Origin of the sequence: Demequina sediminicola, from assembly GCF_000975055.1 — a bacterium.
Lineage (GTDB): Bacteria > Actinomycetota > Actinomycetes > Actinomycetales > Demequinaceae > Demequina > Demequina sediminicola.
Window position 1 is genome coordinate 154,777 of record NZ_BBRB01000004.1, and the last position, 24,865, is coordinate 179,641.

Annotated in this window: 25 protein-coding genes; 2 read left to right on the forward strand and 23 right to left on the reverse strand. The window is 62.2% G+C overall.

Features of this window, described 5'->3' with window-relative positions; genetic code table 11:
- Positions 1-28: 28 nt before the first annotated feature.
- The 9 genes from AOP79_RS09240 to rimP form a co-directional block, all read right to left on the reverse strand.
- Complete coding sequence (locus AOP79_RS09240) at positions 29-802, reverse strand: amino acid ABC transporter ATP-binding protein (RefSeq protein ID WP_062072842.1); 774 nt, start codon at positions 800-802, stop codon at positions 29-31.
- 50 nt (positions 803-852) lie between these two features.
- Positions 853-1,827: a bifunctional riboflavin kinase/FAD synthetase gene (locus tag AOP79_RS09245; protein WP_062073027.1), complete on the reverse strand. Its 975-nt coding sequence runs from the start codon at positions 1,825-1,827 to the stop codon at positions 853-855.
- Between the two features lie 33 nt (positions 1,828-1,860).
- Positions 1,861-2,265, reverse strand: a complete 405-nt coding sequence (locus AOP79_RS09250; protein ID WP_236683350.1) for a cupin domain-containing protein — start codon at positions 2,263-2,265, stop codon at positions 1,861-1,863.
- Between the two features lie 88 nt (positions 2,266-2,353).
- Entirely contained in the window at positions 2,354-3,280 is a 927-nt protein-coding gene (gene truB, locus AOP79_RS09255) for a tRNA pseudouridine(55) synthase TruB (protein ID WP_062072846.1), read from the reverse strand.
- Positions 3,267-3,710, reverse strand: coding sequence for a 30S ribosome-binding factor RbfA (gene rbfA, locus AOP79_RS09260; RefSeq protein ID WP_062072848.1), 444 nt, complete (start codon positions 3,708-3,710; stop codon positions 3,267-3,269). Before rbfA ends, truB begins: the two co-directional genes overlap by 14 nt.
- On the reverse strand, positions 3,710-6,514 hold the full coding sequence (gene infB, locus AOP79_RS09265) for a translation initiation factor IF-2 (protein WP_062072850.1): 2,805 nt from the start codon (positions 6,512-6,514) through the stop codon (positions 3,710-3,712). Before infB ends, rbfA begins: the two co-directional genes overlap by 1 nt.
- A gap of 135 nt (positions 6,515-6,649) precedes the next feature.
- The gene (locus tag AOP79_RS12085; RefSeq protein WP_201774455.1) at positions 6,650-6,919 is read right to left on the reverse strand and encodes a YlxR family protein; all 270 of its coding nucleotides are present in this window, start codon (positions 6,917-6,919) and stop codon (positions 6,650-6,652) included.
- A gap of 58 nt (positions 6,920-6,977) precedes the next feature.
- Positions 6,978-8,000 (reverse strand): transcription termination factor NusA, encoded by a 1,023-nt coding sequence (gene nusA, locus AOP79_RS09270; protein WP_062072853.1) that lies wholly within the window; start codon positions 7,998-8,000, stop codon positions 6,978-6,980.
- Positions 8,001-8,027: 27 nt separating this feature from the next.
- Positions 8,028-8,489: a ribosome maturation factor RimP gene (gene rimP, locus AOP79_RS09275; RefSeq protein WP_062072855.1), complete on the reverse strand. Its 462-nt coding sequence runs from the start codon at positions 8,487-8,489 to the stop codon at positions 8,028-8,030.
- A gap of 94 nt (positions 8,490-8,583) precedes the next feature.
- Between rimP and AOP79_RS09280 the strand changes: the two genes are divergently transcribed.
- On the forward strand, positions 8,584-9,606 hold the full coding sequence (locus AOP79_RS09280; protein WP_062072857.1) for a hypothetical protein: 1,023 nt from the start codon (positions 8,584-8,586) through the stop codon (positions 9,604-9,606).
- A gap of 23 nt (positions 9,607-9,629) precedes the next feature.
- Here the strand turns inward: AOP79_RS09280 and AOP79_RS09285 are convergent, their stop codons facing one another.
- From AOP79_RS09285 to rpsB, 12 genes are all read right to left on the reverse strand, one after another.
- On the reverse strand, positions 9,630-11,411 hold the full coding sequence (locus tag AOP79_RS09285) for a proline--tRNA ligase (protein WP_062073029.1): 1,782 nt from the start codon (positions 11,409-11,411) through the stop codon (positions 9,630-9,632).
- A 35-nt stretch (positions 11,412-11,446) separates the two neighbouring features.
- Positions 11,447-12,370: a GNAT family N-acetyltransferase gene (locus AOP79_RS09290; RefSeq protein WP_062072859.1), complete on the reverse strand. Its 924-nt coding sequence runs from the start codon at positions 12,368-12,370 to the stop codon at positions 11,447-11,449.
- Complete coding sequence (gene ispG / locus AOP79_RS09295; protein WP_082093522.1) at positions 12,367-13,521, reverse strand: flavodoxin-dependent (E)-4-hydroxy-3-methylbut-2-enyl-diphosphate synthase; 1,155 nt, start codon at positions 13,519-13,521, stop codon at positions 12,367-12,369. The genes AOP79_RS09290 and ispG overlap by 4 nt, the downstream gene beginning before the upstream one ends.
- 45 nt (positions 13,522-13,566) lie before the next feature.
- A complete protein-coding gene (locus AOP79_RS09300) occupies positions 13,567-14,883 on the reverse strand; it encodes a M50 family metallopeptidase (RefSeq protein WP_062072864.1) in 1,317 nt (438 codons plus the stop codon).
- A 38-nt stretch (positions 14,884-14,921) separates the two neighbouring features.
- A complete protein-coding gene (gene dxr, locus AOP79_RS09305; protein WP_236683352.1) occupies positions 14,922-16,088 on the reverse strand; it encodes a 1-deoxy-D-xylulose-5-phosphate reductoisomerase in 1,167 nt (388 codons plus the stop codon).
- Complete coding sequence (locus AOP79_RS09310) at positions 16,085-16,645, reverse strand: DivIVA domain-containing protein (RefSeq protein ID WP_236683354.1); 561 nt, start codon at positions 16,643-16,645, stop codon at positions 16,085-16,087. The genes dxr and AOP79_RS09310 overlap by 4 nt, the downstream gene beginning before the upstream one ends.
- On the reverse strand, positions 16,646-17,758 hold the full coding sequence (gene rlmN / locus AOP79_RS09315) for a dual-specificity RNA methyltransferase RlmN (protein WP_062072866.1): 1,113 nt from the start codon (positions 17,756-17,758) through the stop codon (positions 16,646-16,648).
- Positions 17,755-18,753, reverse strand: coding sequence for a phosphatidate cytidylyltransferase (locus tag AOP79_RS09320; RefSeq protein ID WP_161794252.1), 999 nt, complete (start codon positions 18,751-18,753; stop codon positions 17,755-17,757). Before AOP79_RS09320 ends, rlmN begins: the two co-directional genes overlap by 4 nt.
- 126 nt (positions 18,754-18,879) lie before the next feature.
- On the reverse strand, positions 18,880-19,437 hold the full coding sequence (frr, locus tag AOP79_RS09325; RefSeq protein ID WP_062072870.1) for a ribosome recycling factor: 558 nt from the start codon (positions 19,435-19,437) through the stop codon (positions 18,880-18,882).
- Positions 19,438-19,469: 32 nt separating this feature from the next.
- Entirely contained in the window at positions 19,470-20,219 is a 750-nt protein-coding gene (gene pyrH / locus AOP79_RS09330) for a UMP kinase (protein WP_236683362.1), read from the reverse strand.
- 50 nt (positions 20,220-20,269) lie between these two features.
- Entirely contained in the window at positions 20,270-21,109 is an 840-nt protein-coding gene (gene tsf / locus AOP79_RS09335) for a translation elongation factor Ts (protein ID WP_062072872.1), read from the reverse strand.
- Positions 21,110-21,121: 12 nt separating this feature from the next.
- Positions 21,122-22,081 carry a 30S ribosomal protein S2 gene (rpsB, locus tag AOP79_RS09340; RefSeq protein ID WP_062072874.1) on the reverse strand — a complete coding sequence of 320 codons (960 nt, stop codon included), beginning with the start codon at positions 22,079-22,081 and terminating at the stop codon, positions 21,122-21,124.
- Between the two features lie 364 nt (positions 22,082-22,445).
- Here rpsB and AOP79_RS09345 point away from each other — a divergent pair, with 364 nt between their 5' ends.
- Positions 22,446-22,997 carry a M23 family metallopeptidase gene (locus AOP79_RS09345; protein WP_062072876.1) on the forward strand — a complete coding sequence of 184 codons (552 nt, stop codon included), beginning with the start codon at positions 22,446-22,448 and terminating at the stop codon, positions 22,995-22,997.
- Between the two features lie 25 nt (positions 22,998-23,022).
- On the opposite strand, the gene AOP79_RS09350 is transcribed toward AOP79_RS09345, so the two are convergent.
- Both AOP79_RS09350 and AOP79_RS09355 read right to left on the reverse strand, forming a co-directional pair.
- On the reverse strand, positions 23,023-23,850 hold the full coding sequence (locus AOP79_RS09350) for a FliA/WhiG family RNA polymerase sigma factor (RefSeq protein ID WP_062072879.1): 828 nt from the start codon (positions 23,848-23,850) through the stop codon (positions 23,023-23,025).
- 9 nt (positions 23,851-23,859) lie between these two features.
- On the reverse strand, positions 23,860-24,789 hold the full coding sequence (locus AOP79_RS09355; protein WP_062072880.1) for a tyrosine recombinase XerC: 930 nt from the start codon (positions 24,787-24,789) through the stop codon (positions 23,860-23,862).
- Positions 24,790-24,865 lie beyond the last annotated feature (76 nt).

Below are 24,865 nucleotides of genomic sequence, written 5' to 3' on the forward strand. Positions count from 1 at the left end.
CGACGGTCCACAACGCTTGGGTGACGCGCTAGTGCGTCAAGATCTTGGATAGGAAGTCTTTGGCACGTGGAGATTGCGCGTTGGTGAAGAACTCCTCCGGGGTGTTCTCCTCCTCGATGCGACCATCCGCCATGAACACAACGCGATTGGCGGCCTTGCGGGCAAAGCCCATCTCGTGAGTCACCACGATCATGGTCATGCCTTCCTTGGCCAAGTCGGTCATGACGTCGAGGACCTCGTTGATCATTTCCGGGTCGAGAGCCGACGTGGGCTCATCGAACAACATCACCTTGGGATGCATCGCGAGCGAGCGCGCAATGGCGACACGCTGCTGCTGACCGCCCGAGAGTTGCGCAGGGTACTTCTCCGCCTGGTTGTCGACGCCGACGCGCTTCAGGAGCTCCATGCCCTCTTCACGAGCCTGGGATTTTGACAACTTGCGAACCTTGATAGGACCAAGCGTCACATTCTCGAGGATCGTCTTGTGGGCGAAGAGATTGAATGACTGGAACACCATGCCGACATCGGCGCGCAAGTGAGCGAGCGACTTTCCCTCCGCTGGAAGTTCTTCGCCGTCGATGGTGATGTTGCCGTCATCAATCGATTCAAGCCTGTTGATAGCACGACATAGGGTCGACTTTCCGGACCCTGAAGGCCCAATCACCACCACCACTTCACCGCGTTTCACGGTCATGTTGATGTCGTTGAGGACGTGCAAGTCCCCAAAGTGCTTGTTCACATGCTCAAGGCTGACGAGCGCCGTTGCTCCGCTGCCGGCCGAGACCTGAAAGGCTTCGTCCATGGACAAACCCTATCGGGTGGCACATACCTGTGTCCCTCGATGCCTGCACCTTAATCAAGATGTAACGCGTCGCGGCACCAGGCCACGTCGTCCGCAAGTGCGGACGTCAAGGCCTCTACGGAACCAAAATCAAGCATCGGCCGACGCCACTTGACGAGGTCGAACGCCACCTCAGTGTCATAGAGGTTCAGGCCGTCCCTGTCCATGACGAATCCCTCAACTCGAAGGCTCTCCACCCCGACTGTGTAGTTGAAGCCGATGCTGATCGCGGCCGGCAACGACAGCCCCACCAGCGATTCAGCAGCCGGGTTGGCACGCGAGTCAAGCACCTGCAGATAGCCGGCGTAGACACCGTGTCGCGGAATCATGCCTCCCGTCACACCCACGTTCGCGGTGGGGAACCCTATCTCGCGCCCGAGTTTGTCGCCGTGCTCCACGACGCCGCGCAGCCGATGTGGCCGTCCCAAGATGGTCGCGGCCTCATCCATGCGGCCGTTCTCCAGAAGATCCCGGACCCAGGTCGAGGACCAGCGTCGTCCCGACTCGGAGGTGCCACAAGCGTCAGTGATCACATCCGTGTCAAAACCCATGGTGGTGCCCAACACGCGCATGGTGTCGACATCTCCAGCATTACCGCGGCCAAACTTTGTGTCTTGCCCCAACACCACGGTCTTGGCGCCCAGCCCATCGACGAGCCAGGTACGCACAAACTCCTGCGGAGTCTGCTGAGCGAACGCCAGTGTGTAATCCACGACCAGCACGGCATCCAGTCCGGTTGCCGCCAGTCGTTCGAGTTTGTCGTCAAGACCAGTAATCAGCAGCGGTGGGTGGGCGGGGTCGTGCACGGCCTTGGGGTGCGGCTCAAAAGTCATTGCCACGGCTTGCTGGCCACGCTCTCGAGCATCGGCGACCATGCGAGTCAGCACAGCCTGATGGCCGCGATGGACACCGTCAAAGTTGCCGACAGTGACCGCGGTGGGACCCAAGTCTGCCGGCACGTCAGCCAGAGAACGCCAAATCTGCATGGCGCCCATTCTGCCTGATACGGACAGACGCTCCTACCGGGGATCGAGCATGATGAGCGCGAGCTTGCTGGGCTCAAGGGCGTCGACAGCGTGGGCCAAGCGCGTAGTCAGGTGGATCACACCGCCTGGTGACAGTTCCTCCGTGCGCCCCTCTGCCGTCACCGCCAACCGCCCTTCAAGAACCATCAGCAACACTGGCATCGCAGCTGTGTGCTCGGTCAGCACCTGGCCTTTGTCGAAGGCGAAGAGCACAATGCGTGCGCCCTCTTCCTTGAGGACCGTCCTTGAGAGGGTCGATTCCGGTTGAACCGACACGAGGCTGGCCAGTCCCTCGACATGTGTCATCTGCCCAGCAATATCAGTGGCGCCCAGCATGGACGGCCGGGACGATGCTGTAGCGGCACCAGACTCGGGTGAGGGGGCTGTGGGTTCAGTCATGACGGGTCTCCTTGAGGTCGAACCAGTCATCCCAGATTAGGCAACCATTCAGTACTCAAATAGGACTTCATACTCACGCGCATGAACGCTACGACTGCGAAGGCTTGAACACGATCTCGGACTTTACTTGTCCGTCCACCTGCCGGACGACGGCAATGAGATCGCCGTCGGGCCCAATACCGGCAAGCGGGCCGTCATAGACAAAATCGGTGGTGTCTTTGAAATGCTGACCGAAGCCGAGGGTGCGTGCTTCGCGTTCACTGAGCGCACGAACGGGCAGGATATCTGCACCTGCAGCCCCCAGTCCTAGGCGGGGCACCTCTCCCCCAGCGTCAACAATTGCCTCGAGTTGTTCGAGAGTCATCGCATCTGCGACCTCGAAGTCACCGACGTTAATGCGGCGCAGGGCAGTTAAGTGCCCACCCACACCCAAAGCGGCACCGAGATCCCTGGCCAGAGCGCGCACATACGTGCCGGAGGACACGTCAACGCGCACATCGAGCTCGATAAAGGCGTCGACACGACGGGCGCCGGTGATCGTGAACTCATGCACAGTGACAGGACGCGCAGGGATCTCCACGTCTTCGCCATCTCGAACGCGTTTATAGGCGCGCTCACCATTGATTTTGATCGCACTCACAGCACTAGGCGCTTGCTGGATGTCGCCCGTGAGATTCGCCACCGCTGAGGCGATGTCGGCTTGCGTCACCGCACTGGCGTCCGTCGTCGTGACGACGTCACCCTCAGCATCGTCGGTCACGGTGTTTTGCCCCAGGCGCATCGTCGCCGTGTAGGTCTTGTCATGACCCACCACATACGTCAGCAGCTTGGTGGCCTTGCCGATGCCCAGAACTAGCAGTCCTGTGGCCATCGGATCGAGTGTGCCCGCATGGCCTACCTTGCGAGTATTGGCGAGGCGGCGCATCCGTGCCACCACATCATGCGACGTCCAGCCCGCCGGCTTGTCCACCAGGACAATGCCGGGGGCCGGATCATCATTACTACGCTTTGCCATCCTCGTCCGCCTCATCACTGTGGCGGTAAGGGTCTTCCTCACCCGCGAACTTTGCGTTCTCGCGAAGTTTGCGCAGCTCCTCGTCACGCTGGTGCGCCTCATGAAGCGCCTTGTCCAGCGTTGCCGCCGTTTCTGGCACGGCATCGAGGTGGAACTCGAGGGTGGGCGTGAGCCGGATACCCAGCTCACGCCCCACCAGCGAGCGCAGTCGGCCCTTGGCAGAGGCCAGAGCAGCGGCCGTGTCGGCACGCTCCTCTTCCCCGCCGTAGACCGTGTAAAACACGGACGCCTGTTGCAGGTCGCCGGTGACACGAACATCGGTCACTGTGACGAAACCCAAGCGAGGGTCCTTGATCTCGGTCTCAAGCGCGCGAGCCACCAGTTTCTTGATGGTTCCCGCGAGCTTGAGCGCCCGTGCACTGTCTGCCATTAGTTCCTCGGAATCTCGACCATCTCGAAGGTCTCAATGATGTCGCCGACACGCAGGTCGTTGAACTTGCCCAAGCCAATACCGCACTCGTAGCCGTCCTTGACCTCGGTGACGTCATCCTTGAAGCGACGCAGAGTGTCGATCGTGGGCTCGCCGATGACGACACCCTCACGCACCACCTTGGCCTTGGCATTACGCACGATCTTGCCGTTACGCACCAAGCAACCAGCGATGTTTCCGAACTTGGAGGACCGGAAGATCTCCATGACCTCGGCGCCACCAACCTGCTTCTCTTCGAACTCAGGCTTAAGCATGCCCTTGAGCGACGCCTCAACGTCCTCGATGGCACGGTAGATGACTGAGTAGAAGCGCATGTCGACGCCTTCGCGGTCCGCAAGCTCCTGCACACGCTCGGCAGGACGGACGTTGAAGCCCAAAATGATTGCGTTGTCGACCGTGGCAAGGTTCACGTCGTTCTGCGTCACAGCACCCACACCACGGTGGATGATGCGCAGATCGACCTCGTCGCCCACATCGATCTGGAGGAGCGCATCTTCCAGTGCCTCCACGGCACCGGAAACGTCTCCCTTGATGATGAGGTTGAGGGTGTCGACCTTGCCGTCCTCGATGGCCTTGTTGAGGTCCTCGAGGCTGATGCGCTTGCGACGCTTGGCCAACTGAGCTGCACGTGCCGCGGCTTCACGCTTCTCAGCGATCTGACGCGCAGTGCGGTCATCGTCCGCCACCAAGAAGGTGTCGCCTGCGCCCGGAACGGACGTCAGACCGATCACCAGCACTGGTCGTGCAGGCGTTGCCTCCTGGACAGGCTTGTCGTGCTCGTCGAACATTGCACGCACGCGGCCGTGAGCTGTACCGGCAACAATCGAGTCGCCCACACGGAGGGTTCCCGAGTTGACCAGCACCGTTGCCACAGCACCGCGTCCCTTGTCTAGGTGCGCCTCGACTGCGACACCACGGGCGTCCTTGTCGGGGTTCGCACGGAGGTCAAGACCGGCGTCTGCGGTCAGCAGAACTGCCTCGAGCAGGGCGTCGATGTTCAGGTTGTTCAGCGCGGACACCTCGACGAACATGGTGTCGCCACCCCAGTCCTCAGAGACCAAGTTGTACTCAGTCAGCTGCTGACGGATCTTGTCCGCGTTGGCACCTTCCTTATCGATCTTGTTAATCGCCACGACGATAGGCACGTTTGCAGCCTGCGCGTGGTTCAAGGCTTCGATCGTCTGCGGCATCACACCGTCATCGGCAGCGACCACGAGGATCGCGATGTCGGTGACCTGAGCACCACGAGCACGCATAGCGGTAAACGCCTCGTGACCTGGGGTGTCAATAAACGTGATCGCACGCGTGACGCCTTCGTGCTCGTGATGAACCTGGTAAGCACCGATGTGCTGGGTGATACCGCCGGCCTCGCCAGAGATGACGTCGGCCTTACGGATCGAGTCCAGCAGACGGGTCTTACCGTGGTCAACGTGACCCATGACGGTGACGACCGGAGGACGAGCCTCGAGGTCGGCATCGGTCTCTGCCTCGAGTTCGGCTTCGATGTCGAGTCCGAAGTCCTCGAGCAGTTCGCGGTCTTCCTCTTCAGGCGAGACGATCTGGATCTTGTAGCCAAGTTCCGCACCGAGGGCCTCGAAGGTTGCCTCATCGAGCGACTGTGTGGCCGTTGCCATCTCACCGAGGTGGAACAGCACCGTCACCAACGACGCGGGGTTGACATCAATCTTGTCTGCGAAGTCCGACAGCGTCGCACCGCGTCGGAGACGCAACAGGGTGGTGCCGTCTCCGCGTGGGATCTGCACACCACCAATGGCGGGTGCTTGCTGCTGCTCGTACTCGGCCCGCTTGGCGCGCTTGCTCTTACGCGAGCGCGCTGGCTTACCGCCTTGGCGTCCAAACGCACCGGCAGTACCGCCACCGCGGCCACGACCGCCGGCCGCAGGACGGCCACCAGGACCACCGAAGCCAGGACGGCCACCAGGACCACCGGGACCACCGCCGGGACGGCCACCAGGACCACCACCGGGACGACCACCGAAACCGCCAGGGGCCTTCTGAGGCATCTGGCCTGGTGTCGGGCGGCCACCGGGACCACCTGCGCCACCGCCTGGACGCCCACCAGGACCACCGGGACCGCGGCCACCAGGGCCACCTTGTCCACCCTGGCCACCGCCTGGACGGCCACCTGGGCCGCCACCGGGACGCGAGGTCTGGAACGGGTTGTTACCACCGGGACGCGGACGCGGGCGTGGGCCTGCGGAGCGCTCCGAGAAGGGGTTATTGCCACCCGGACGCGGACGCGGCTTAGGCATGTCCGACGGGGTGGGTGCACCGGGCTTGGCGGCAGGCTTAGCGTCACCCTTGCCGTCAGCCTTTGCATCGGCCTTAGCCGCGGCAGGCTTAGCGGCACCGGGCTTCGGAGCACTCGCACCCGGCTTCGCAGCTGGCTTAGACGCAGGCGCTGCAGGAGCCTCATCCTGCGCTACGGGAGCGTCAGCAGCGGGTGCAGCTTCCTCGGCCTTGGGGGCAGGCTTAGGCGCCGGCTTAGGACCGGGCTTGGGTGCAGCTGCCTTCTTAGCAGGTGCTTTCTTGGGCGCGGCGTCAGACTTGCTGTCTGCGTTGTCGGAGGCGGGGAACGCCTCACGTGCCTTGCGCACCACAGGGGCTTCCAGCGTCGAGGATGCACCCTTGACGTATTCACCCATGTCATTGAGCTTGGTAATGAGCTCTTTGCTCGGGATGCCGAGTTCTTTCGCGATCTCGTGAACGCGGGGCTTTGCCACAATTCTCCTGTCTCGGTCCGACCGAGGCAGGGGTCGAACCATCGTTACGGCTGGGTACTCATCGTGAGGTACTCATCAGACGGCCATGGGCTTTCTTCCCATCTTTGAAAAGCGAATATTGTCCAGCACCGATGTTCACGACACCTTCACACCAGACGCGTCAGCGCCCGGATGACGAAGAGCCCTGCCGAAAGCCCGGCGCTTAAGCGCCGTCTCACAACAGTCCGGGTCGCGGTGCAGCCAAGCACCGCGTCCGGAGCGGGTTCCAGCAGTGTCAACAATCACGTTGTCACCGTCTAGCACCAGTCTCATCAGGACCGACCGAGGAGCCGTGCCACGGCACCCCACACACGTACGCATCGGCTCATGTGAGCGCGATGCGGGCATGAAGGAGTCACCGGACATGGTTTCTCGGCCCTTCTAGTCTAGCGTCTATAGATCCCTGACAGGTACGCGGCGTGTCTTAACGACGCACGACGGGCGAGTCCGGGTCCTCGTCGGAGCGGATGTCGATGCGCCAGCCAGTGAGCCGGGCCGCAAGGCGGGCGTTCTGCCCTTCTTTGCCGATCGCAAGCGACAGATGGAAGTCAGGAACGATCACACGCGCCGCACGCTCTTCCTCATCGACCACAGTCACGGAGACCACACGCGAAGGCGAAAGCGCGTTGCCAACGAACATCGCGGGGTCCTCATCCCAATCGACGATGTCGATCTTTTCGCCGTGGAGTTCGCTCATGACTGCACGCACACGGGAACCCACCGGGCCAATGCATGCACCCTTGGCATTCACGCCGGGAACGGTAGCGCGGACCGCCATTTTGGTACGGTGACCGGCCTCCCGGGCCAGCGACATGATTTCCACTGTGCCATCGGCAATCTCGGGGACCTCAAGCTCAAAAAGTGCCCGCACAAGGTTCGGGTGCGTACGCGACAGGGTGATCGATGGCCCCTTTTGTCCACGGGACACGTCCAGCACGTAGCCTCGCAAACGCTCACCGTGCTCGTACTTTTCCGTGGGAACCTGCTCGTGCTGTGGGAGGACCGCCTCGACATCGCCGATGTCCACGTGCACATTGCGCGGATCCGCGGCCTGCTGGATCACACCAGCGACCAGAGTCCCTTCACGGTCCGCGTAGTTCCCGAGAACTTGGTCGTCACCCGCTTGGCGCATGCGCTGCACGATGACCTGCCGTGCCGTCATGGTGGCAATGCGCCCGAAGTCCATGGGCGTGTGATCGAACTCTGGGCGCTCCACCGGGGTGAAGGCCGCCTCGGGGTCCGCGTCAGGATCAATCTCCAGATCCTCACGGGCAAAAATCGTCACTGTGCCCGTCACCCGGTCCACGTCGGCACGCGCTTCCCGGTATGCGCCCGGGGTCTTGTGATAGGCGGAAACGAGTGCCTGTTCAATAGCGTCCAAAAGCACGGCAAGCGACATATCGCGCTCTCGTGCGAGCCCCTTGAGGGCTCCCATATCGATGTCCATGAATCCTCCGTCACCAGACGCTCTGCGTCAGTCCATCCGCTTAAGTTCGACGACGACCTTCGCCTGGGTGATGTCGGCCAAAGCCACCTCGCGAGAGGCATCGGCGATATCCAGCACCACTGCGGTATCCGTCACATCCGACACACGCCCCGTCAACGTCTCATCGCCCACGGTGAGTTCCACGAGACGCGTGCGCGCCCGGGCAAAGTGCTTACGCTCTGTGAGCGGCCTGTCCGCACCTGGAGTCGAGACTTCCAACACATAAGGCGTCGAGGGGACGTTCGCATCGTCCAATGCCTTGCCGATCGCGCGAGAAGCAGCGGCGACAGCGTCAAGATCTGCGCTGCCCACTTCCGTCTCAGGCAAATCCACCGTCACCAGCACCTTGGTGCGCTTGCCCGCTGGCGAAACCTTCACACCGTCGAGATCAAGTCCTGATTCACGGGCGGCAGGCCCCGCGAGGTCAGCAATCCGGCTTTCAATGTCCATGGGCCATTCGCCTCCTCGCGTGTCGAATGCACGCTGTCCGTTCCTGAAGTTCGTCCGCACTAGTCTACCTGCGACACATGGGAGTATGACCGCTATGGCCCTCACATCTCAGGTGGCGCGGTGGACCGCGGCACTCACCGGCATCGTGCTGATCACAGGGTGCTCGTGGCGCCTGGAATCGAGCACACCGACCTACCCCTCGCCGGATGCCGTCACCATCATGCGTGACGATGCTGCCGACCGCGAAGATGCCGTTCTCGCGAGCGCATCGACCCCAGATGCCGAGGCGAACTCCCCCGTCCTGGCTTGGCAGGAAGCAGCCACCACACCCGAACGGATCGAAGCTCTTGGAGGCGTCTACGAGGCATACCCGGAAGCCTCACCCAGCCCGTCCACGTCAATAACACCAGGCGTGCCGCTTCTCGACGTCGTCGAAAATGCTCGCGACGGACACCTCGCCGATGCGCTGCAGGCCTCTGACCCAGACCTGGCATTCTTGCTGGCCTCGGGTGGCCTGTCCCACTCCCTGTTGGTGTGGTACTCGACCTGGGTCGACGCAGCACTTGCCGGCGGCGAGCTCCCCGTGGCTGCGGAACGCCTTCCGGGGAGTTCTGCACTCGAGGCCGAGACTTTGGTGCCGACTGCGCCAGCGCTTGAGGCAGCGACTATCTCCGCACTCGCCCTCACACATGACCAGAGCGCCTACCTCTACGAGGTACTCGCTGCCAAGTCGGAAGGCGACGAGCGCGATCTCTGGCTTGCTCGTCGAGACATGCATCGTGAACGTGCCTCCGCACTCATTGCGCTTCCGTCTGTGACGGACGAGCGCCAGGCTGTGTACGTCTCACCCACCGCCGACATGGCGAGCCCGCAAGCACGCACGGCTCTTGCGCAGCAGCAGGAAGTCTCGCTCGGTCAAACCTATGCGGCGCTCCTCAATGGAGCTGACCACGATGACCTTGCTTGGCTCATCAGCAGCGCCTTTGACGCCTACGCCCAAGCCGCGGCATACGCCGAGACGCCGGACGACGAATCCTCCGTCGAGGCGTGGCTCGCTGAGGCGCCGCTCGCTCCCGCGCTTCCCGGGGCATCCGTCTCCCACGTGTCAACGCCCTAGGCCGTAAGGCCGTCAGGCGCGCGTTACTGCGCGAGTTTGCCGACGACGGCCTGCACCGCAGTGTCCACGGGGAGGTCCTCGGACTCCCCCGTCGCACGCGTCTTGAGCTCCACAGTTCCATCAGCCAACCCGCGGCCAGCCACAAGAATGTATGGCGCGCCAAGCAGTTCGGCATCCTTGAACTTCACACCGGGCGACACCTTGGGCCGGTCGTCGTACAGCACCTCGATACCCGAGTCCTCGAGTTCCTGCGCCATGCGCTCCGCAGCCTCGAAGACGGCAGCGTCTTTACCTGTCGCCACCACGTGGACCTGGACAGGCGCCAGGTGAGTGGGCCATTTGAGGCCTAGTTCGTCATGGTTCAGTTGGGCAAGCAGCGCCAGCACACGGGTCACGCCGATGCCATACGACCCCATCGACACCACCTGCTGCTTGCCGTTGACGTCGAGAACCTTCAGATCAAGTGCTTCGGCGTACTTGGTGCCGAGCTGGAAGATGTGGCCGATCTCGACTCCGCGGGCGAGCTCCAGCGCGCCTGAGCCATCTGGTGCAGGATCGCCAGCACGCACATTGGCGGCTTCAATAGTTCCGTCTCCCACGAAGTCACGACCAGCGACGAGGTCGAAGACGTGGCGTCCCGACTCGTTGGCGCCCGTGATCCACCGTGTTCCCGCAACAATCCGAGGATCGAGCAAGTATGGAATCGCGGTGTCGTCCTCGCTTCCGTACTCCGCCCCCTCGGCACGCGCCTGTGGACCCAAGACGCCCGGGCCAATGTATCCCTTGACGAGTTCAGGGTGACGAGCAATGTCCGCTTCAGTGGCGGGCTCGACACCATTCGGGGCAAGTGCGGCCGTCAGACGGGTCATATCCGCCTCGCGGTCTCCAGGCAGACCCACCACGACAAGCGAGCGCTCGCCGGTGGGGCTTGTCACGGCGAGCACCACATTCTTCAGCGTATCCGCAGCCGTCCACTCTCGATCGGCGCGCGGGTGGTCCGCATTTGCGGCCGCAACCAAAGTGTCGATGGTGGGCGTGTCTGGGGTGTCTTCAACGTGCGCCGCAGGGGCTTCATCGAACGGAAGCGCATCCGGGACGGGCGTGGTGACCGCTTCCACGTTGGCGGCGTAACCCCCAGGCGATCGCACGAAGGTGTCCTCGCCGATCTCCGTAGGCGCCAGGAACTCCTCGGAACGTGAACCGCCCATCGCACCTGAGGTTGCCGTCACGATGACGTAGTTCAGACCAAGCCGATCAAAAATGCGAATGTACGCTTCGCGCTGTGCTTCGTATGAGCGCTCCAGGCCAGCGTGGTCGATGTCAAAGGAGTACGCATCCTTCATGACAAACTCGCGGCCGCGCAGCAGACCGGCACGGGGGCGCGCCTCATCACGGTACTTCGTCTGAATCTGATACAGAGTGACAGGAAGGTCCTTGTACGAGGTGTACATGTCCTTGACCAGGAGCGTAAACATCTCCTCGTGCGTGGGAGCAAGCAACATGTCCGTGCCCTTGCGGTCCTGCAAGCGGAACAAGTTGGGACCGTACTCTTCCCAACGACCGGTGGCCTCGTAGGGCTCACTTGGGAGCAGTGCAGGGAAGTGCACTTCCTGGCTTCCCGAACGCTCCATTTCCTCGCGCACGATGGCCTCAACCTTGGCCAATACCTTCAGTCCTAAGGGCATCCACGAATAGATCCCAGGAGCCGCGCGACGAATGTATCCGGCGCGGATCAGAAGCTTGTGGGAGGCGACCTCAGCGTTCGCCGGGTCCTCACGCAGAGTGCGGAGGAAGAGTGTGGTCATGCGCAACATAAGACAAGCGTAATGGCCATTCGAGGTTAAAACATCACCGTGGCAAAAGCACCGACCCGCGTGAATCCCACAGCGTCATACGTCCGCAAGGCCTGGTCATTGAAATCATTCACATACAGCGACACTGTGGGTGCAATGTCGGCGCGTATAGCGTCGATCGCAGCCGCGAGTCCCGCGCGCGCGAGACCCCGTCCGCGCGCTTGGGGGTGGACCCATACGCCGTGGACTTGTGCCACACCGCCACCCAAGGCACCGACCTCGGCTTTAAACACGACGACCCGTTGTCCTTCAATCGTGCCGAATTGCACGAACGCCCGGCCTGAGCGGATCAGATATCTCAGGCGCTCCTCGTACGCCGCGCGACCGTGCCTCATCGGGTCGTAGCCCACTTCACCAATGAACATGTGCACACAAGCGGGCAACAGCTGCTCGTAATCGTCGAGGCGCGCACGCCGCACAGCATCCACATGAAGATCGTCAGTGTCCAACGCCCGCACATGCGAGGCAGGCGCGTCGATCCGCATGGAGATCTGGCGCTCGCGCACCTCACGCGCTGGCCCCCACCACGGCTCAACTCGACCCCACAAGTCGAGCATCACCTCGGCAACGCCAACAATCGCAGCCGGGCGCGACAACCTTCCCACCATGGCGGCGGCCACGTCAGCGCGGAGGTCGTCTTCAGCATCGGCGTCCTCGACGTCAGGCAGGACCGCACACAGGTTCGCACCGGCAAAAACGAGGCCGGCGAGCTCCCGGCCCCAGCGAGCACGCCGGCGAACAGCCCACAGGCCGGCCGGGACAACGCCTGATGCGAGAGCAGTCTCCACATGCATTGCTGGGACCACGTGCGCTACCGGGTCCGTCGCACATGCCTCTCGCATGCGTTCGAGGTCGCGCTGCTGCGCAGGAGCCAGCGAGTGCTGGGCCCTGCGGAGCAGCGAATCCGTCATGACGAGGCGACAACCTCGGGCGACGCGCCGTCGACGGTCTCCATCGTCTCGGCAATGCGCATTGCCTCTTCGATGAGGGTCTCGACAATTTGCGACTCAGGGACAGTCTTGATGACCTCTCCCTTAACAAAAATCTGACCCTTGCCGTTGCCCGATGCGACCCCCAGGTCGGCTTCGCGAGCTTCCCCAGGACCATTCACGACGCAACCCATGACAGCGACACGCAACGGCACTTCCATGCCTTCGAGGCCAGCAGTGACCTTCTCTGCGAGTTCGTATACGTCGACCTGCGCGCGACCACACGAGGGGCACGACACAATCTCTAGCTTGCGCTCCTTGAGGTTGAGCGACTGAAGGATCTGGATACCGACCTTGACTTCCTCCACTGGAGGAGCGGAAAGCGATACCCGAATCGTGTCTCCGATGCCGCGGCTGAGCAGTGCGCCAAAAGCCGTCGCTGACTTGATGGTTCCCTGGAACGCAGGGCCAGCCTCGGTCACACCCAGGTGCAGCGGCCAGTCGCCACGCTCACTGAGCTGCTCGTACGCCTGCACCATGACGACTGGATCGTTGTGCTTCACCGAAATCTTGAAATCGTGGAAGTCATGCTCCTCGAAGAGACTCGCCTCCCACACCGCAGATTCCACCAGGGCCTCGGGAGTAGCCTTCCCGTACTTTTCGAGCAGACGTGGGTCCAAGGAGCCAGCATTCACGCCGATGCGCAAAGACGTGCCGTGATCCTTGGCCGCCTGGGCAATCTCTTTGACCTGATCGTCAAACTTGCGGATGTTGCCCGGGTTCACGCGCACAGCAGCACAACCAGCCTCGATCGCAGCGAACACATACTTGGGCTGGAAGTGAATGTCCGCGATCACAGGGATCTGAGATTTCTTCGCGATGGCTGGCAACGCGTCCGCATCGTCCTGCGTGGGGCACGCAACACGCACGATGTCGCAGCCCGCTGCCGTGAGCTCCGCAATCTGCTGCAACGTGGCGTTGATGTCGTGGGTCTTCGTGGTGGTCATCGACTGCACGGAGACCGGCGCATCACCGCCTACGTAGATGTCGCCAACCTTGATCTTGCGGGTCTTGCGCCGCGGGGCCAACGTGGGAGGTGGCATGGCGGGCATTCCGAGTCCAATAGAAGTCACGTCTTCATTATCTCCATAACGTTGAGGTGTGCAGGGACACCGACACTACGAACCGGCCACGGTGACCGGAGCAACGATGTCTGCGTAGATCAGAATCACGCCCATGAGCATGAGGAAGCCGAACATCGCATACGCGAATGGCATCATTCGCGCCACATCGACGGGCGCTGGCTTAGCCAGGCCTCGCACGCGGGCCCAACCATTCTTGATGGCTTGCCACAGTGCCGAAGCAATATGTCCACCGTCCAAGGGAACCAGCGGGATCATGTTGAAGGCAAAGAGGGCAAGATTGAGCCCACCGAGCAGCATCATCATGTCGCCGACCTTGTGCTTCAGCCCGTAGCCCTCAACATCTGCTGAAGCAATCTCTCCGGCTACTTGCCCGACACCCACCACGCCAATGACAGAACTTGCGTCGCGGTCCTCCAGCCCGAAGGCCGCGCGAGTCGTGTGGTATAGGTGTTCCGGCAACGTGACGATCACCTGTATGGTCTGTCCCAGGTAGTCCCAGGTCAGCTCAGCGCCTGCAGTCAACGGTTGGCGCTGAGTCTGCACCTCGGAGTACATCCCCATGTAGCCCACAGTCTCCGTCACGGGGTTACCGGCATCGTCAGTCACGGGTTGGCCTGCGTCGTCGTAGACCACGCGTTCGCGCTCCTCGGGAGTGACGTCCAACGTCACAGTTTCGCCATCTCGCACGACGTCAACGTCAATGGTCTCCCCCGCTGACGCGCCAATGATGGCTGTTGCCTCGTCCCAGGTCTCAACGTCCGTGCCATCCACAGCCGTGATGGTGTCGCCGGCTTCAAGTCCAGCAGCAGCGGCTGGAGACTCAGGATCATCAGCGCTGCACTCCACGGCTCCAGCAGCCGGCACACAAGGGACCACGGAGTCCACGGTCAGCGTCGAGGTCGGCGCACCGATGAACGAGAGGGTCGCTGTAAACAGCAGCACAGCGAGCACAAGGTTCACCAGCGGTCCACCCGCCATCACGATGACCTTGCGCCACCACGTCAGGTGATAGAAAGCCCGGTGATCTTCTCCTTCGTGGATCTCCTCAACGGCGGCCTCGCGGGCATCGGCGATAGTCCGCCCCGCCCAGCCTTTGACCTTCACCGGCTTCACCTTGTCGGCCGGCGGGATCATGCCAATCAGCCTGACGTAGCCACCCAACGGGATAGCTTTAACGCCGTACTCGGTCTCTTTGCCGTGACGCGACCACAGCGTTGGACCGAAGCCCACGAAGTACTGACTCACTCGCACACCGAACTTCTTGGCAGGCACCATATGCCCTACCTCGTGCAACGCGATGGAGACCAAAAGACCGACAACGAGCACCACAATGCCAATCACGGTTGCCACAGTTCTACCTCACGTATTCCAGTCGTCAGCCAGCGAGATCAATGGATCTCAGCGATAGCGCGCGCACGCGCCCACCGCTCAGCCTCGTCGACAGCGTCCAAAGACAACTCGGCGGGAGCGTCATATGCCTCCACAACGCTCCGCACCGTCTCAACGATCCCGAGGAACGGCAAACGCCCCGCGATAAAGGCTGCGACACACTCTTCGTTCGCCGCATTGAACACCGCGGGATGAAGGGCCGATGCCGCCACGGCTTGGCGGGCCAAACTCACCGCCGGGAAGGCTTGCTCGTCGAGCGGCGCAAACGTCCAGGTGTGCGCCTGGGTCCAGTCCATCGCTGGCGAAGCGCCTGCGACACGGTGTGGCCAACTCAAACCGAGGGCGATAGGCAGCCTCATATCGGGAGGCGAGACCTGCGCAAGCGTCGAGCCATCAACGAACTCGACCATCGAATGCACGATTGACTGAGCATGCACCACGACGTCAATGCGCTCCATCGCAATGTCGAACAACAGATGTGCCTCGATCACTTCGAGGGCCTTGTTGACCATCGACGCCGAGTTGATCGTCACCACGGCACCCATATCCCACGTGGGGTGTTGCAGGGCGTCCGCAGCAGTCACGTCAGTGAGCTCATCTCGTGAACGCCCACGGAATGCGCCTCCTGACGCGGTCACCACCAAACGTTTCACCTCGTCTGCGCGACCTCCACGGAGCGCCTGCGCAAGCGCGGAGTGCTCAGAATCAACTGGCACGATCTGGTCTGCACGCTGCATCGCCTGCTTCACCAACGCACCGCCAGCCACCAGCGACTCCTTATTCGCCAGTGCGAGTGTGCTCCCCGACTCCAGCGCGGCCAAGGTGGGGCGCAAACCAACGGAACCTGTGATGCCGTTGAGAACGACGTCAGCACCGCGTGAAGCGGCTTCCACCACGGCATCGGCTCCGCCGGCGACTTCCACGCCGGGGAGCGCGCGCGCTACCTCCGCAGCGGCATCGGCTTGAGCAACCGCAACGAACTCTGGTCGCACCGACCTTGCCTGAGCGATCACCAAGTCCGGGTCGCTACCTCCAGCCGCAAGCGCGGTCACATGGAACGACTCGGGATTGCGGCCAATGACGTCCAGGGCCTGCGTGCCGATGGAGCCCGTCGAGCCCAACAACGACACACTGCGCTGGCTCAGGCCAGACGCAGCATCAGTCACGTTGCGCCCAACAGGATGTCGACCGCACGCGCGAGGTAGGCGTCAACGACGGCCTCGCTGTAAGCCTTACGGCCCTTCTTGCGCTTAAACATGACGTTCCGGAGCTCGTCGGGAGTGACCTGTTCACCCTTATCAAAGAATGCAATCAGTCGATCCAGCGTCGCATCGACCTCGGAGGCGTCATAACCCGCACTCATGGCACCTGGATGGGCAAAACGCTCACCTGCAGGGCGACGCAGACGGGGATACAGCGCTTGTGCACGATCGGCAAGATCACGCATCCACGCATCCTGGCCTTGCGTCCGCACAAACTGTTCGCGTCCTCGCACAGCAAAGGCAACTTCAAGACGGTCAAGCGCCGCGTCGACCTCCACCGGTGAATACCCCCGATGCACCAGATCAAAATTTGCGCGGCGCACCTCCATCGGATCAAGCTGCTGAGCCCCAGCCTGATTCTCATAGGCATGACGCGCATACGAGAAGAACTCTTCAACGCCTTCTCGCTCATAGCCGAGTTTGAAAACACTCACCCGCGAGAACATGCCCTTGGCCGCCACTTACGCCTCCTTGATCGCCAGCTGCCCGCAGGCGCCGTCAATGTCACTACCTCGAGTATCGCGGATTGTGGTCGGAATCCCGTGAGCCCGCAAGCGGTTCACAAACTCTTTTTCAACGGCAGGATCCGACGCAGTCCAAATTGACCCAGGTGTGGGGTTGAGAGGAATGGGATTGACGTGAACCCAACCTTCACCCCGTGCGTTGAGTTTCTCGCCCAACAGGTCTGCACGGTGCGCATGATCGTTCATGTCACGGATCAGTGCGTACTCAATCGACACGCGCCGCCCAGTGGCGTCAAAGTAGCGCCGAGCCGCGTCGAGTGCCTCGTCCACTGACCAGCGCGTATTGATGGGCACAATTTCATTGCGCAGCTCGTCGTCGGGAGCATGCAGACTGACCGCCAGGGTGACGGGAATGCCCTCCTTGGCCAGTTTGTCGATTGCCGGTACGAGGCCCACAGTCGACACCGTGACGTGACGGGCAGAGAGCCCAAAACCCTCTGGCTCTGGTGCGGTGAGTGCACGAACAGCACCAATCACGGCCTTGTAGTTCGCCAGCGGCTCACCCATGCCCATGAACACCACGTTCGACATCCGCACCGGGTCACCGCCAAGGTCGCCATCACGCGCGGACTTCGCAGCAAGCCGCACCTGCTCGATGATCTCCGCGGCCGACAGGTTTCGAGTCAAGCCCATCTGACCCGTGGCACAGAACGGACACGCCATTCCGCACCCGGCCTGACTAGTGACACACAGCGTGGCGCGCTCGGGATACTTCATCAGCACGGACTCGACCTTGACTCCGTCGTGCAGACTCCACAGCGTCTTGCGTGTCGCTCCCCCGTCGGCCTCAAGCGACGTCACCGGCGACAGGAGCTCGGGGAACAGCGCATCCACCATCTCGTCACGAGCGTCCGCGGGAAGGTCTGACATCTCAGCGGCATCGTTCGTCAGGTGAGAGTAGTAGTGCCGTGCCAACTGATTGGCGCGGAATCCCGGCTGGCCAAGCTCACGCACCGCCTCCTGCCGTTCTTCGCGGGTGAGGTCGGCGAAGTGGCGCGGCGGCTTGCCGCGCTTGGGGGCCGCGAACTGCAGCAACGGTCGGTCAGTCATGACGCTCCTAAAAACAATGCGAAAACAACGTAGCCAACCGGGGCCGCCACGAGGATAGAGTCCAGTCGGTCAAGGATCCCACCGTGGCCGGGGATGGCGCCACTCATGTCCTTCACCTGAATATCCCGCTTGAGTGCAGACTCAGCGAGGTCCCCCAGCACAGCCGCGATGCAGCAGGCCAGGCCCACTGCAGCACCGATCCACCACCGCTCGTCCAAGAGCCACCACGCGGAAAGAGCCGCAGCAGCGGTACCGAGGATCAGCCCTCCGGCGAAGCCTTCCCACGTTTTCTTGGGGCTCACCCGAGGTGCCATCTTGTGCTTGCCAAAGAGCATTCCCGCAAAGAGGCCACCGGTGTCATTACCCACCACTGCCAACACCACGATCAAGACGCGAATCCAACCAGACTCCGCGGTCTCCATCAAGATAAGGAAACTTGCAAGGAACGGGATCCACATCAGCGTGAGGATCGACGCCATCGAGTCAGCCATGGTGTTCTCGACGCGCTCATCCGCGACCCGCCACGCCACGACACCTGCGCAGCCCACAAGAAGTGCCACGACAAGGCCCTCGGGCCCACCAGTCCACGTCGCAACCCCCATGCCGACCGTGGCCAAAGCGATGGGCGTCAGCGAAATGCGCCGGGAACTCCCGAGCAGCGCCTTCTTCCACTCATAGGTGGCAGCCACACAGACCACGATCAGCGCGATTGAGAACGCCAGCGCATTCCACCACGCAATCGCCAGAGCACCCACCAGGATGGAGATACCCATCATCGTCGCGATCGGCATGTTGCGCCCACCGCGACTGACCGGCGCTATCTGTTCAACCGGGGCATCAACGGGAGCCACCACGGGATCAATCGCGTCGCCATCGACCGCGTCTTCGGGAACATCGGCCTCGGCAAGGGCTCGCTCACGAGCTTCAGCCGCAGAAACCCGCTCGGCGGGCTCGTGAACAGGCGCGAACACCGGCTCGCCATGCAGAGAAGGCATCCCTGTACCCGCTACTCGGTCCGGGGAGAACTCCCGCCGGGTCGAGGCAGGAATGGGTTCTTCCTCTGCGTTCCGCCGTCGAAAAGGACTCATAGGGACTACCGCTGATGGTCCGACACCTCAGTGTCAGACCTCAAGCAGTTCGCTCTCCTTGTGGCCGAGCAGTACGTCGATCGCGTCAACGTGCTTCTTCGTCAAGCCGTCGAGTTCCTTCTCCGCGCGCGAACCCTCGTCTTCGCCGACTTCGCCATCCTTCACGGCAGCGTCGATCTGATCCTTGCCCTTGCGGCGCATGTTTCGGATCGTCACCTTGGCGTCTTCAGCCTTCGACTTGGCAAGTTTGACGTAGTCGCGACGGCGTTCCTCGGTCAACTGAGGCATGTTGATACGCAGTACCGTGCCGTCGTCTGATGGATTAATGCCCAGATCCGAGTTGCGCAGTGCAGTCTCGATCTCCTTCTTGGCGCCAGCGTCGTACGGCGCAATCAGGACCATACGGGCCTCTGGAATGCTGATCGACGCCAGCTGCTGCAATGGCGTGGGGGCGCCGTAGTAGTCGACAGTGATGTTCGCGAACATCGAAGCCGACGCCTGGCCGGAGCGAATGCTCGCAAAGTTGTCTTTGGCCACGTGGACGGCCGTGTCCATGTTCTCTTCGGCCTCAAGCAAGATCTCGTCGATCATGACATTCTCCTAAAAATGAAGGGGCGCACCGCCTACGCGGTGACCAGGGTCCCAATTCTTTCACCCATCAGCGCACGGGTGACGTTGCCTTCTTCTTCAAGGCCAAAAACGACCATCGGCATTGCGTTTTCCATACTGAGCGAGAACGCTGCGGCATCCATGACCTGCAGGTTCTTCTGAAGCGCCTCGCGGTAAGTGATGTGTTCCAAACGCTCGGCGTCAGGGTGAGTGCGCGGATCCGCGGTGTAGACCGCATCGACACCGTTCTTACCCATGATGACCTCAGTGCAGCGAGTCTCAAGCGCACGCTGGACCGACACCGTGTCTGTGGAGAAGTACGGCATGCCAGCGCCTGCACCGAAAATCACGACGCGGCCCTTCTCGAGGTGACGCATGGCTCGACGGGGGATGTACGCCTCTGCGACCTGCCCCATGGTGATCGCAGTCTGCACACGGGTATCGACACCCGCCTGCTCAAGAAAGTCTTGGAGGGCGAGGGCGTTCATCACTGTGCCCAACATGCCCATGTAGTCCGCACGTGCGCGCTCCATCCCACGTTGGGAAAGCTCCGCACCCCGGAAGAAATTGCCGCCGCCAACGACGATGCACACCTGCACACCCTCACTCACGGCATCTGCGATCTCGCGTGCCACTCGCGACACCACATCAGGATCGAGTCCGACGGCCCCGCCACCGAACATTTCTCCTGAGAGTTTCAGCAAAACGCGCCGCTGCGCTGGAGAGACTTCCTCACCCGTCGTCATGTCAGAGTCGTCGGGCATGAAAGTCCTCCTAGGCGTAGCGGCGCGTTTACTGAATCAGAGAGTAGAAATTAGGCTCCCACACGGAAGCGGGCGAACGCAGTCACCTCGCCGCCAGAAGCCTCAATGACCTGGCCGACAGTCTGCTTGGAGTCCTTCGCGAAGGCCTGGTCAACCAGGGTGTTCTCCTTGAAGAAGCCCGTGAGACGGCCTTCAATGATCTTGGGCAGAGCCTGCTCAGGCTTACCTTCAGCCTTGGCCGTCTCCTCCGCGACGCGACGCTCGTTGGCGACGGTCTCCTCGGGGACATCCTCGCGAACGAGGTAGCTAGGCGAGTATGCAGCGATGTGCATAGCGATGTCGCGTGCGACCTCGCCGCCCTTGGCATCCGAGCCAACGAGCACGCCCACCTGTGCCGGGAGGTCCTTGTTGGTGCGGTGCAGGTACTCGGTCACGACAGGAGCCTCGATGCGAGCAACACGGCGCAGGACGATCTTCTCACCCAGAATGCCGGCGTTCTCGTCGATGAACTCCTGGATCGACTTGCCGTCAATGTCTGCTGCGAGCGCGGCCTCGGCCGAGTCAACGCCAGCAGCCTCAACAGCTACCAATACCTGGTTCGCCAGCGCCACGAACTTCTCGTTCTTCGCCACGAAGTCGGTCTCGGAGTTGAGCTCGATCAGCGTGCCCACCTGGCCGCCGTCGGCGTCCTTGATGGAAGCAATGACCAGGCCCTCGGAAGCCGCACGGCCCTCACGCTTGGTGACGCCCTTGAGTCCCTTGACGCGAAGAATGTCGACGGCCTTGTCCAGGTCGCCTTCCGCCTCGTCGAGAGCCTTCTTGACGTCGAGCATGCCAGCGCCGGTGCGCTCGCGCAGTGCCTGGATGTCGGCAACGGTGTAGTTAGCCATGGATGGCGCTCCTTACTTGTCGTCGCCGGCAGCAGCGGCCTCAGGGGCCTCCGCGTCGGCCTTGTCGGCTGCCTTCTTGGCAGCAGGCTTCTTCGCTGCAGGCTTCTTCGCAGGAGCCTTCTTGGCAGCAGGCTTCTCTTCTGCTTCCTTGGCGTCAGCGGCAGGTGCTTCTGCGGTCTTCTCCGCGGCAGCATCGTCCGTCTTGCCTTCGAGGACCTCGTTCTCCCACTCAGCCAGCGGCTCAGCTTCGCCCTCGGCGTCGCTCTCGTCACCCTTAGGCGTGTGGCGGATGCGCAGACCCTCGGCACATGCGTCTGCGATCACACGGGTGAGCAGACCAACGGCGCGAATAGCGTCGTCGTTTCCAGGAATGCCGTAGGTGACCTGGTCTGGGTCACAGTTGGAGTCGAGGATGCCGACGACGGGCACACCAAGCTTGCGGGCTTCGTCCACAGCGAGGTGTTCCTTGTTGGTGTCGACGATCCACACGACGGAGGGAACCTTGCCCATGTCGCGGATTCCGCCGAGAACCTTGTCGAGCTTCTCCTTCTCGCGGCGCAGACCAAGCAGTTCCTTCTTGGTGCGGCCCGAGCCGGCGACGTCGTCGAAGTCAATCTCTTCCAGTTCCTTGAGGCGCGTGATGCGCTTCGAGACAGTCTGGAAGTTGGTCAGCATTCCGCCGAGCCAGCGCTCGTTGACGTAAGGCATGCCCACGCGCTTTGCTTCTGCAGCGATGGACTCCTGTGCCTGGCGCTTGGTGCCGACGAAGAGCACCGAACCACCGTGCGCGACGGTGTCGCGCACGAAGGAGTAGGCAGCGTCGATCTTGCCGAGCGACTGCTGCAAGTCAATGATGTAGATGCCGTTGCGCTCGGTGAAAATGAAGCGCTTCATCTTGGGGTTCCAGCGGCTGGTCTGGTGTCCGAAGTGGACTCCTGAATCGAGCAGCTCGCGCATGGTCACGACGGCCATGGCTGTCCTTATCCGCACACAGTTGTGTGCCTTGCTTAGGCGGGTCGCTGACCCGCGTTTCGGTTGACGACAAATGCTGCGTAGCACTCGTCCCTGGCACCCACGCGGGTCAAGCACCGAGCGGACTCGGACCTTGCTTGTCCCGGCGCGCTTCTTGCCGCGGTTGCGACGAGGAACGCGAAAGGGTGCGCGATGTCATTCGGGCATGCCGAACGCAGGAGCAATGATACCTGACGCTTTACTCTCCCCGCGACCTGCCACAAGGCACAATCACCGTTGTCCACGGGCGCGGAATCGGTTCTCAAGAATCCACGAACCTCGTTGCTCCTGTGCAGCGCAAGTAGCCGAGCGCTCAGATGGACACATGGCCTCACCCATAAGAATCGCAACAACCGTTGCCACAACATTGGCACTCGTACTGCCGGTAGCGCCAGCGCACTCCCCCGAGGCCGCGCACGTGCCCAGCGAGCCTGTGCCCTTCGAGGTTACTGGCGATGACGGCGCCACCGTGTTGAGTGCACCGCTTACTGCGTGGACGTTGATGGCACCGGCGCGCATCCCGAGCAAGCCATGGCATCCAGGTCATCGCGGCATTGATATGTCCGCGACGGTGGGAGATCCCGTGCTCGCGCCTGCTGCGGGAACAGTGACATTCGCGGGCTACGTTGTCTCGCGTCCGGTCATGACGGTGACGCACGCCGACGGCCTGGTGAGTTCGTTCGAACCTGTCACGACACATCTTGAGGTAGGTGCCGTCGTGATGCGCGGTGACGCTGTAGGGCAGGTCGCGAACGGCGACGGACACTGCGCCCCGACCACGTGCGTGCACTGGGGCGTACGCGAGCACGGTGACTACATCAACCCGCTCGATGTGCTGGCAAATCTGGGTCCCATCCGGCTCCTTGAAGTCGGCTAGCCGGAGATGACGCCGCCGTCAGCGCCTAGAACGCTCCGGTCCGCATCAGGGACTCTCGCAACTTCTTCACGGCCCCCGAATGAATCTGGGACACGCGCGACTCTGTCACTCCGAGAATCTGACCAATCTGGGCGAGCGTGAGGTTGTCGAAGTAATACAGACGCAGTACTTCCTGCTCGCGGTCACGGACACCTTGAATTGCGGAGGCCAGAAGTGCCCGCACTTCCTGGTCTTCAACCGGAGCGGACGCCTCGGGTAGAGCAAGGTCCTGCGTCGCGTCAAGCGCACTGTTATCGCCACCGGCAACCATGCCGTCCAACGCAGCCACATGGGACAGCGCGACCTGTGCGCGCACCGTGCGCACCTCTCCACTCGACCAACCCAACTGTTGAGCCACGTCATCGTCAGTCACTGGACGCATCAATGACTGCTCGAGAGCTCGGGTTGCCTGCTCAACGGTCTTGGCCTTGGAGCGCACGGAGCGAGGTACCCAGTCCGCGGCCCGCAGTTCATCAATGATTGCCCCGCGAATCCGCTGGGATGCGTAGGTCTCGAACTTATAGCCGCGAGACAGTTCAAACTTCTCCACCGCGTCGATCAGTCCGAAGAACCCGTACGAAACCAGGTCGGCCAACTCAACGGTGTCCGGAAGGCGCCCAATCATGCGCGACGCCACCTGCGACACCAGTCCCGAGTAATGGGTGATGAGCGCGTCACGGGCGGTCTTGGCCGCATCGTCCTGCACGCCATGCAAGGTTTCCCACCAGGCTTCGAGTTGCCCGGCGTCCACGGCGTTGGCCGCATCCATAGCGGACTGCGCCGTGCGTGCGGCAGCGTTTTTCACGTTCGTCATGGTTTCCCCTCAGGCGCGCGGGTGCGCGAGTGCGTATGCGGCCCTCAGCCGCTTGGTGGATACATGCGTATAGCGCTGAGTGGTGTTGAGGCTGCTGTGCCCCAACACTTCTTGCACTGAACGCAAATCGGTTCCCTCCGTAAGGAGGTGGGTCGCGATGCTGTGACGAAGCGCGTGCGGCGCAACGTCAGGGATTTCAGCCTCGCGGCACAGGTGGTGGATGGCGTCGCGCAACTGGCGCTGATCCGCGCGCTTTCCGCGCCGGCCCAACATCAGGGCGTCGTCGGTGTGGGGAGCGACGAGCGCGGGCCGGCCGTTCTCGAGCCACGACTTCACCGCGGTGGCCGCGGGAACTCCAAACGGCACCATCCGCTCTTTGTTGCCCTTACCGCGCACCCGGATGAGTCGCTCGTCAAAGTCAAGGTCGCCGATGTTCGCACCGGCGAGTTCGCCGACGCGCATGCCGGTCGCGTACAAGAGTTCCGCGACAGCCCAGTCGCGAAGGTGAAGCAGGTCACCGTCGTCGCAACGGGTGCGGGCGAGCTCCAGCATCGAGACGACGTCTGCCTCGCTCACCACCACCGGCAAAGTCCTCGCTGGACGAGCTGACGCGAGACGCGCCGCGGGATTTGCCTGAGCAATCCCCACCTTGACTGCCCATGCGTAGAACGTGCGGGCGGCGGCGCCGCGACGCGCCATTGTGGTGCGGGAGAGCCCGCTCGTCGACATGTCAGCGAGCCATGCGCGAAGATCCGTCAACGTCACTTTAGGCAGGACCGTGTCAGCATCCCCGTCCGGCCCTGCCACGAAGGCGACAAGGTGGGCAACATCACCGTGGTAGGCGCGCACCGTGTTTTCCGATAGACCGCGCTGATGGCGCAGGTATCTATCGAATCGCGCGAGCGCGGTGCTCGCGTCAACTACGGCCGTTCGGGTCATATCGACATCGTGGCAGGGTCACATGAGTCAAATCAACCCCTTGAGTAACATTTGTCACATTAATCTCGAACTTTCA

Bases quoted from the DNA above. Each gene is read 5' to 3' on its own strand.
- AOP79_RS09285 (WP_062073029.1), bottom strand. From the start codon at position 11,411: ATGACCACACTCTTCCTCCGCACTCTGCGTGAGGACCCGGCGAACGCT.
- AOP79_RS09290 (WP_062072859.1), bottom strand. From the start codon at position 12,370: ATGACGGATTCGCTGCTCCGCAGGGCCCAGCACTCGCTGGCTCCTGCG.
- tsf (WP_062072872.1), bottom strand. From the start codon at position 21,109: ATGGCTAACTACACCGTTGCCGACATCCAGGCACTGCGCGAGCGCACC.
- truB (WP_062072846.1), bottom strand. From the start codon at position 3,280: ATGGCAAAGCGTAGTAATGATGATCCGGCCCCCGGCATTGTCCTGGTG.
- rpsB (WP_062072874.1), bottom strand. From the start codon at position 22,081: ATGGCCGTCGTGACCATGCGCGAGCTGCTCGATTCAGGAGTCCACTTC.
- nusA (WP_062072853.1), bottom strand. From the start codon at position 8,000: ATGGACATCGATATGGGAGCCCTCAAGGGGCTCGCACGAGAGCGCGAT.
- AOP79_RS09245 (WP_062073027.1), bottom strand. From the start codon at position 1,827: ATGCAGATTTGGCGTTCTCTGGCTGACGTGCCGGCAGACTTGGGTCCC.
- rimP (WP_062072855.1), bottom strand. From the start codon at position 8,489: ATGGACATTGAAAGCCGGATTGCTGACCTCGCGGGGCCTGCCGCCCGT.
- AOP79_RS09350 (WP_062072879.1), bottom strand. From the start codon at position 23,850: ATGACGAACGTGAAAAACGCTGCCGCACGCACGGCGCAGTCCGCTATG.
- frr (WP_062072870.1), bottom strand. From the start codon at position 19,437: ATGATCGACGAGATCTTGCTTGAGGCCGAAGAGAACATGGACACGGCC.
- AOP79_RS09345 (WP_062072876.1), top strand. From the start codon at position 22,446: ATGGCCTCACCCATAAGAATCGCAACAACCGTTGCCACAACATTGGCA.
- AOP79_RS09240 (WP_062072842.1), bottom strand. From the start codon at position 802: ATGGACGAAGCCTTTCAGGTCTCGGCCGGCAGCGGAGCAACGGCGCTC.
- pyrH (WP_236683362.1), bottom strand. From the start codon at position 20,219: ATGCCCGACGACTCTGACATGACGACGGGTGAGGAAGTCTCTCCAGCG.
- AOP79_RS09250 (WP_236683350.1), bottom strand. From the start codon at position 2,265: ATGACTGAACCCACAGCCCCCTCACCCGAGTCTGGTGCCGCTACAGCA.
- rbfA (WP_062072848.1), bottom strand. From the start codon at position 3,710: ATGGCAGACAGTGCACGGGCGCTCAAGCTCGCGGGAACCATCAAGAAA.
- AOP79_RS12085 (WP_201774455.1), bottom strand. From the start codon at position 6,919: ATGTCCGGTGACTCCTTCATGCCCGCATCGCGCTCACATGAGCCGATG.
- AOP79_RS09355 (WP_062072880.1), bottom strand. From the start codon at position 24,789: ATGACCCGAACGGCCGTAGTTGACGCGAGCACCGCGCTCGCGCGATTC.
- AOP79_RS09320 (WP_161794252.1), bottom strand. From the start codon at position 18,753: ATGCCTTCTCTGCATGGCGAGCCGGTGTTCGCGCCTGTTCACGAGCCC.
- AOP79_RS09280 (WP_062072857.1), top strand. From the start codon at position 8,584: ATGGCCCTCACATCTCAGGTGGCGCGGTGGACCGCGGCACTCACCGGC.
- rlmN (WP_062072866.1), bottom strand. From the start codon at position 17,758: ATGACTGACCGACCGTTGCTGCAGTTCGCGGCCCCCAAGCGCGGCAAG.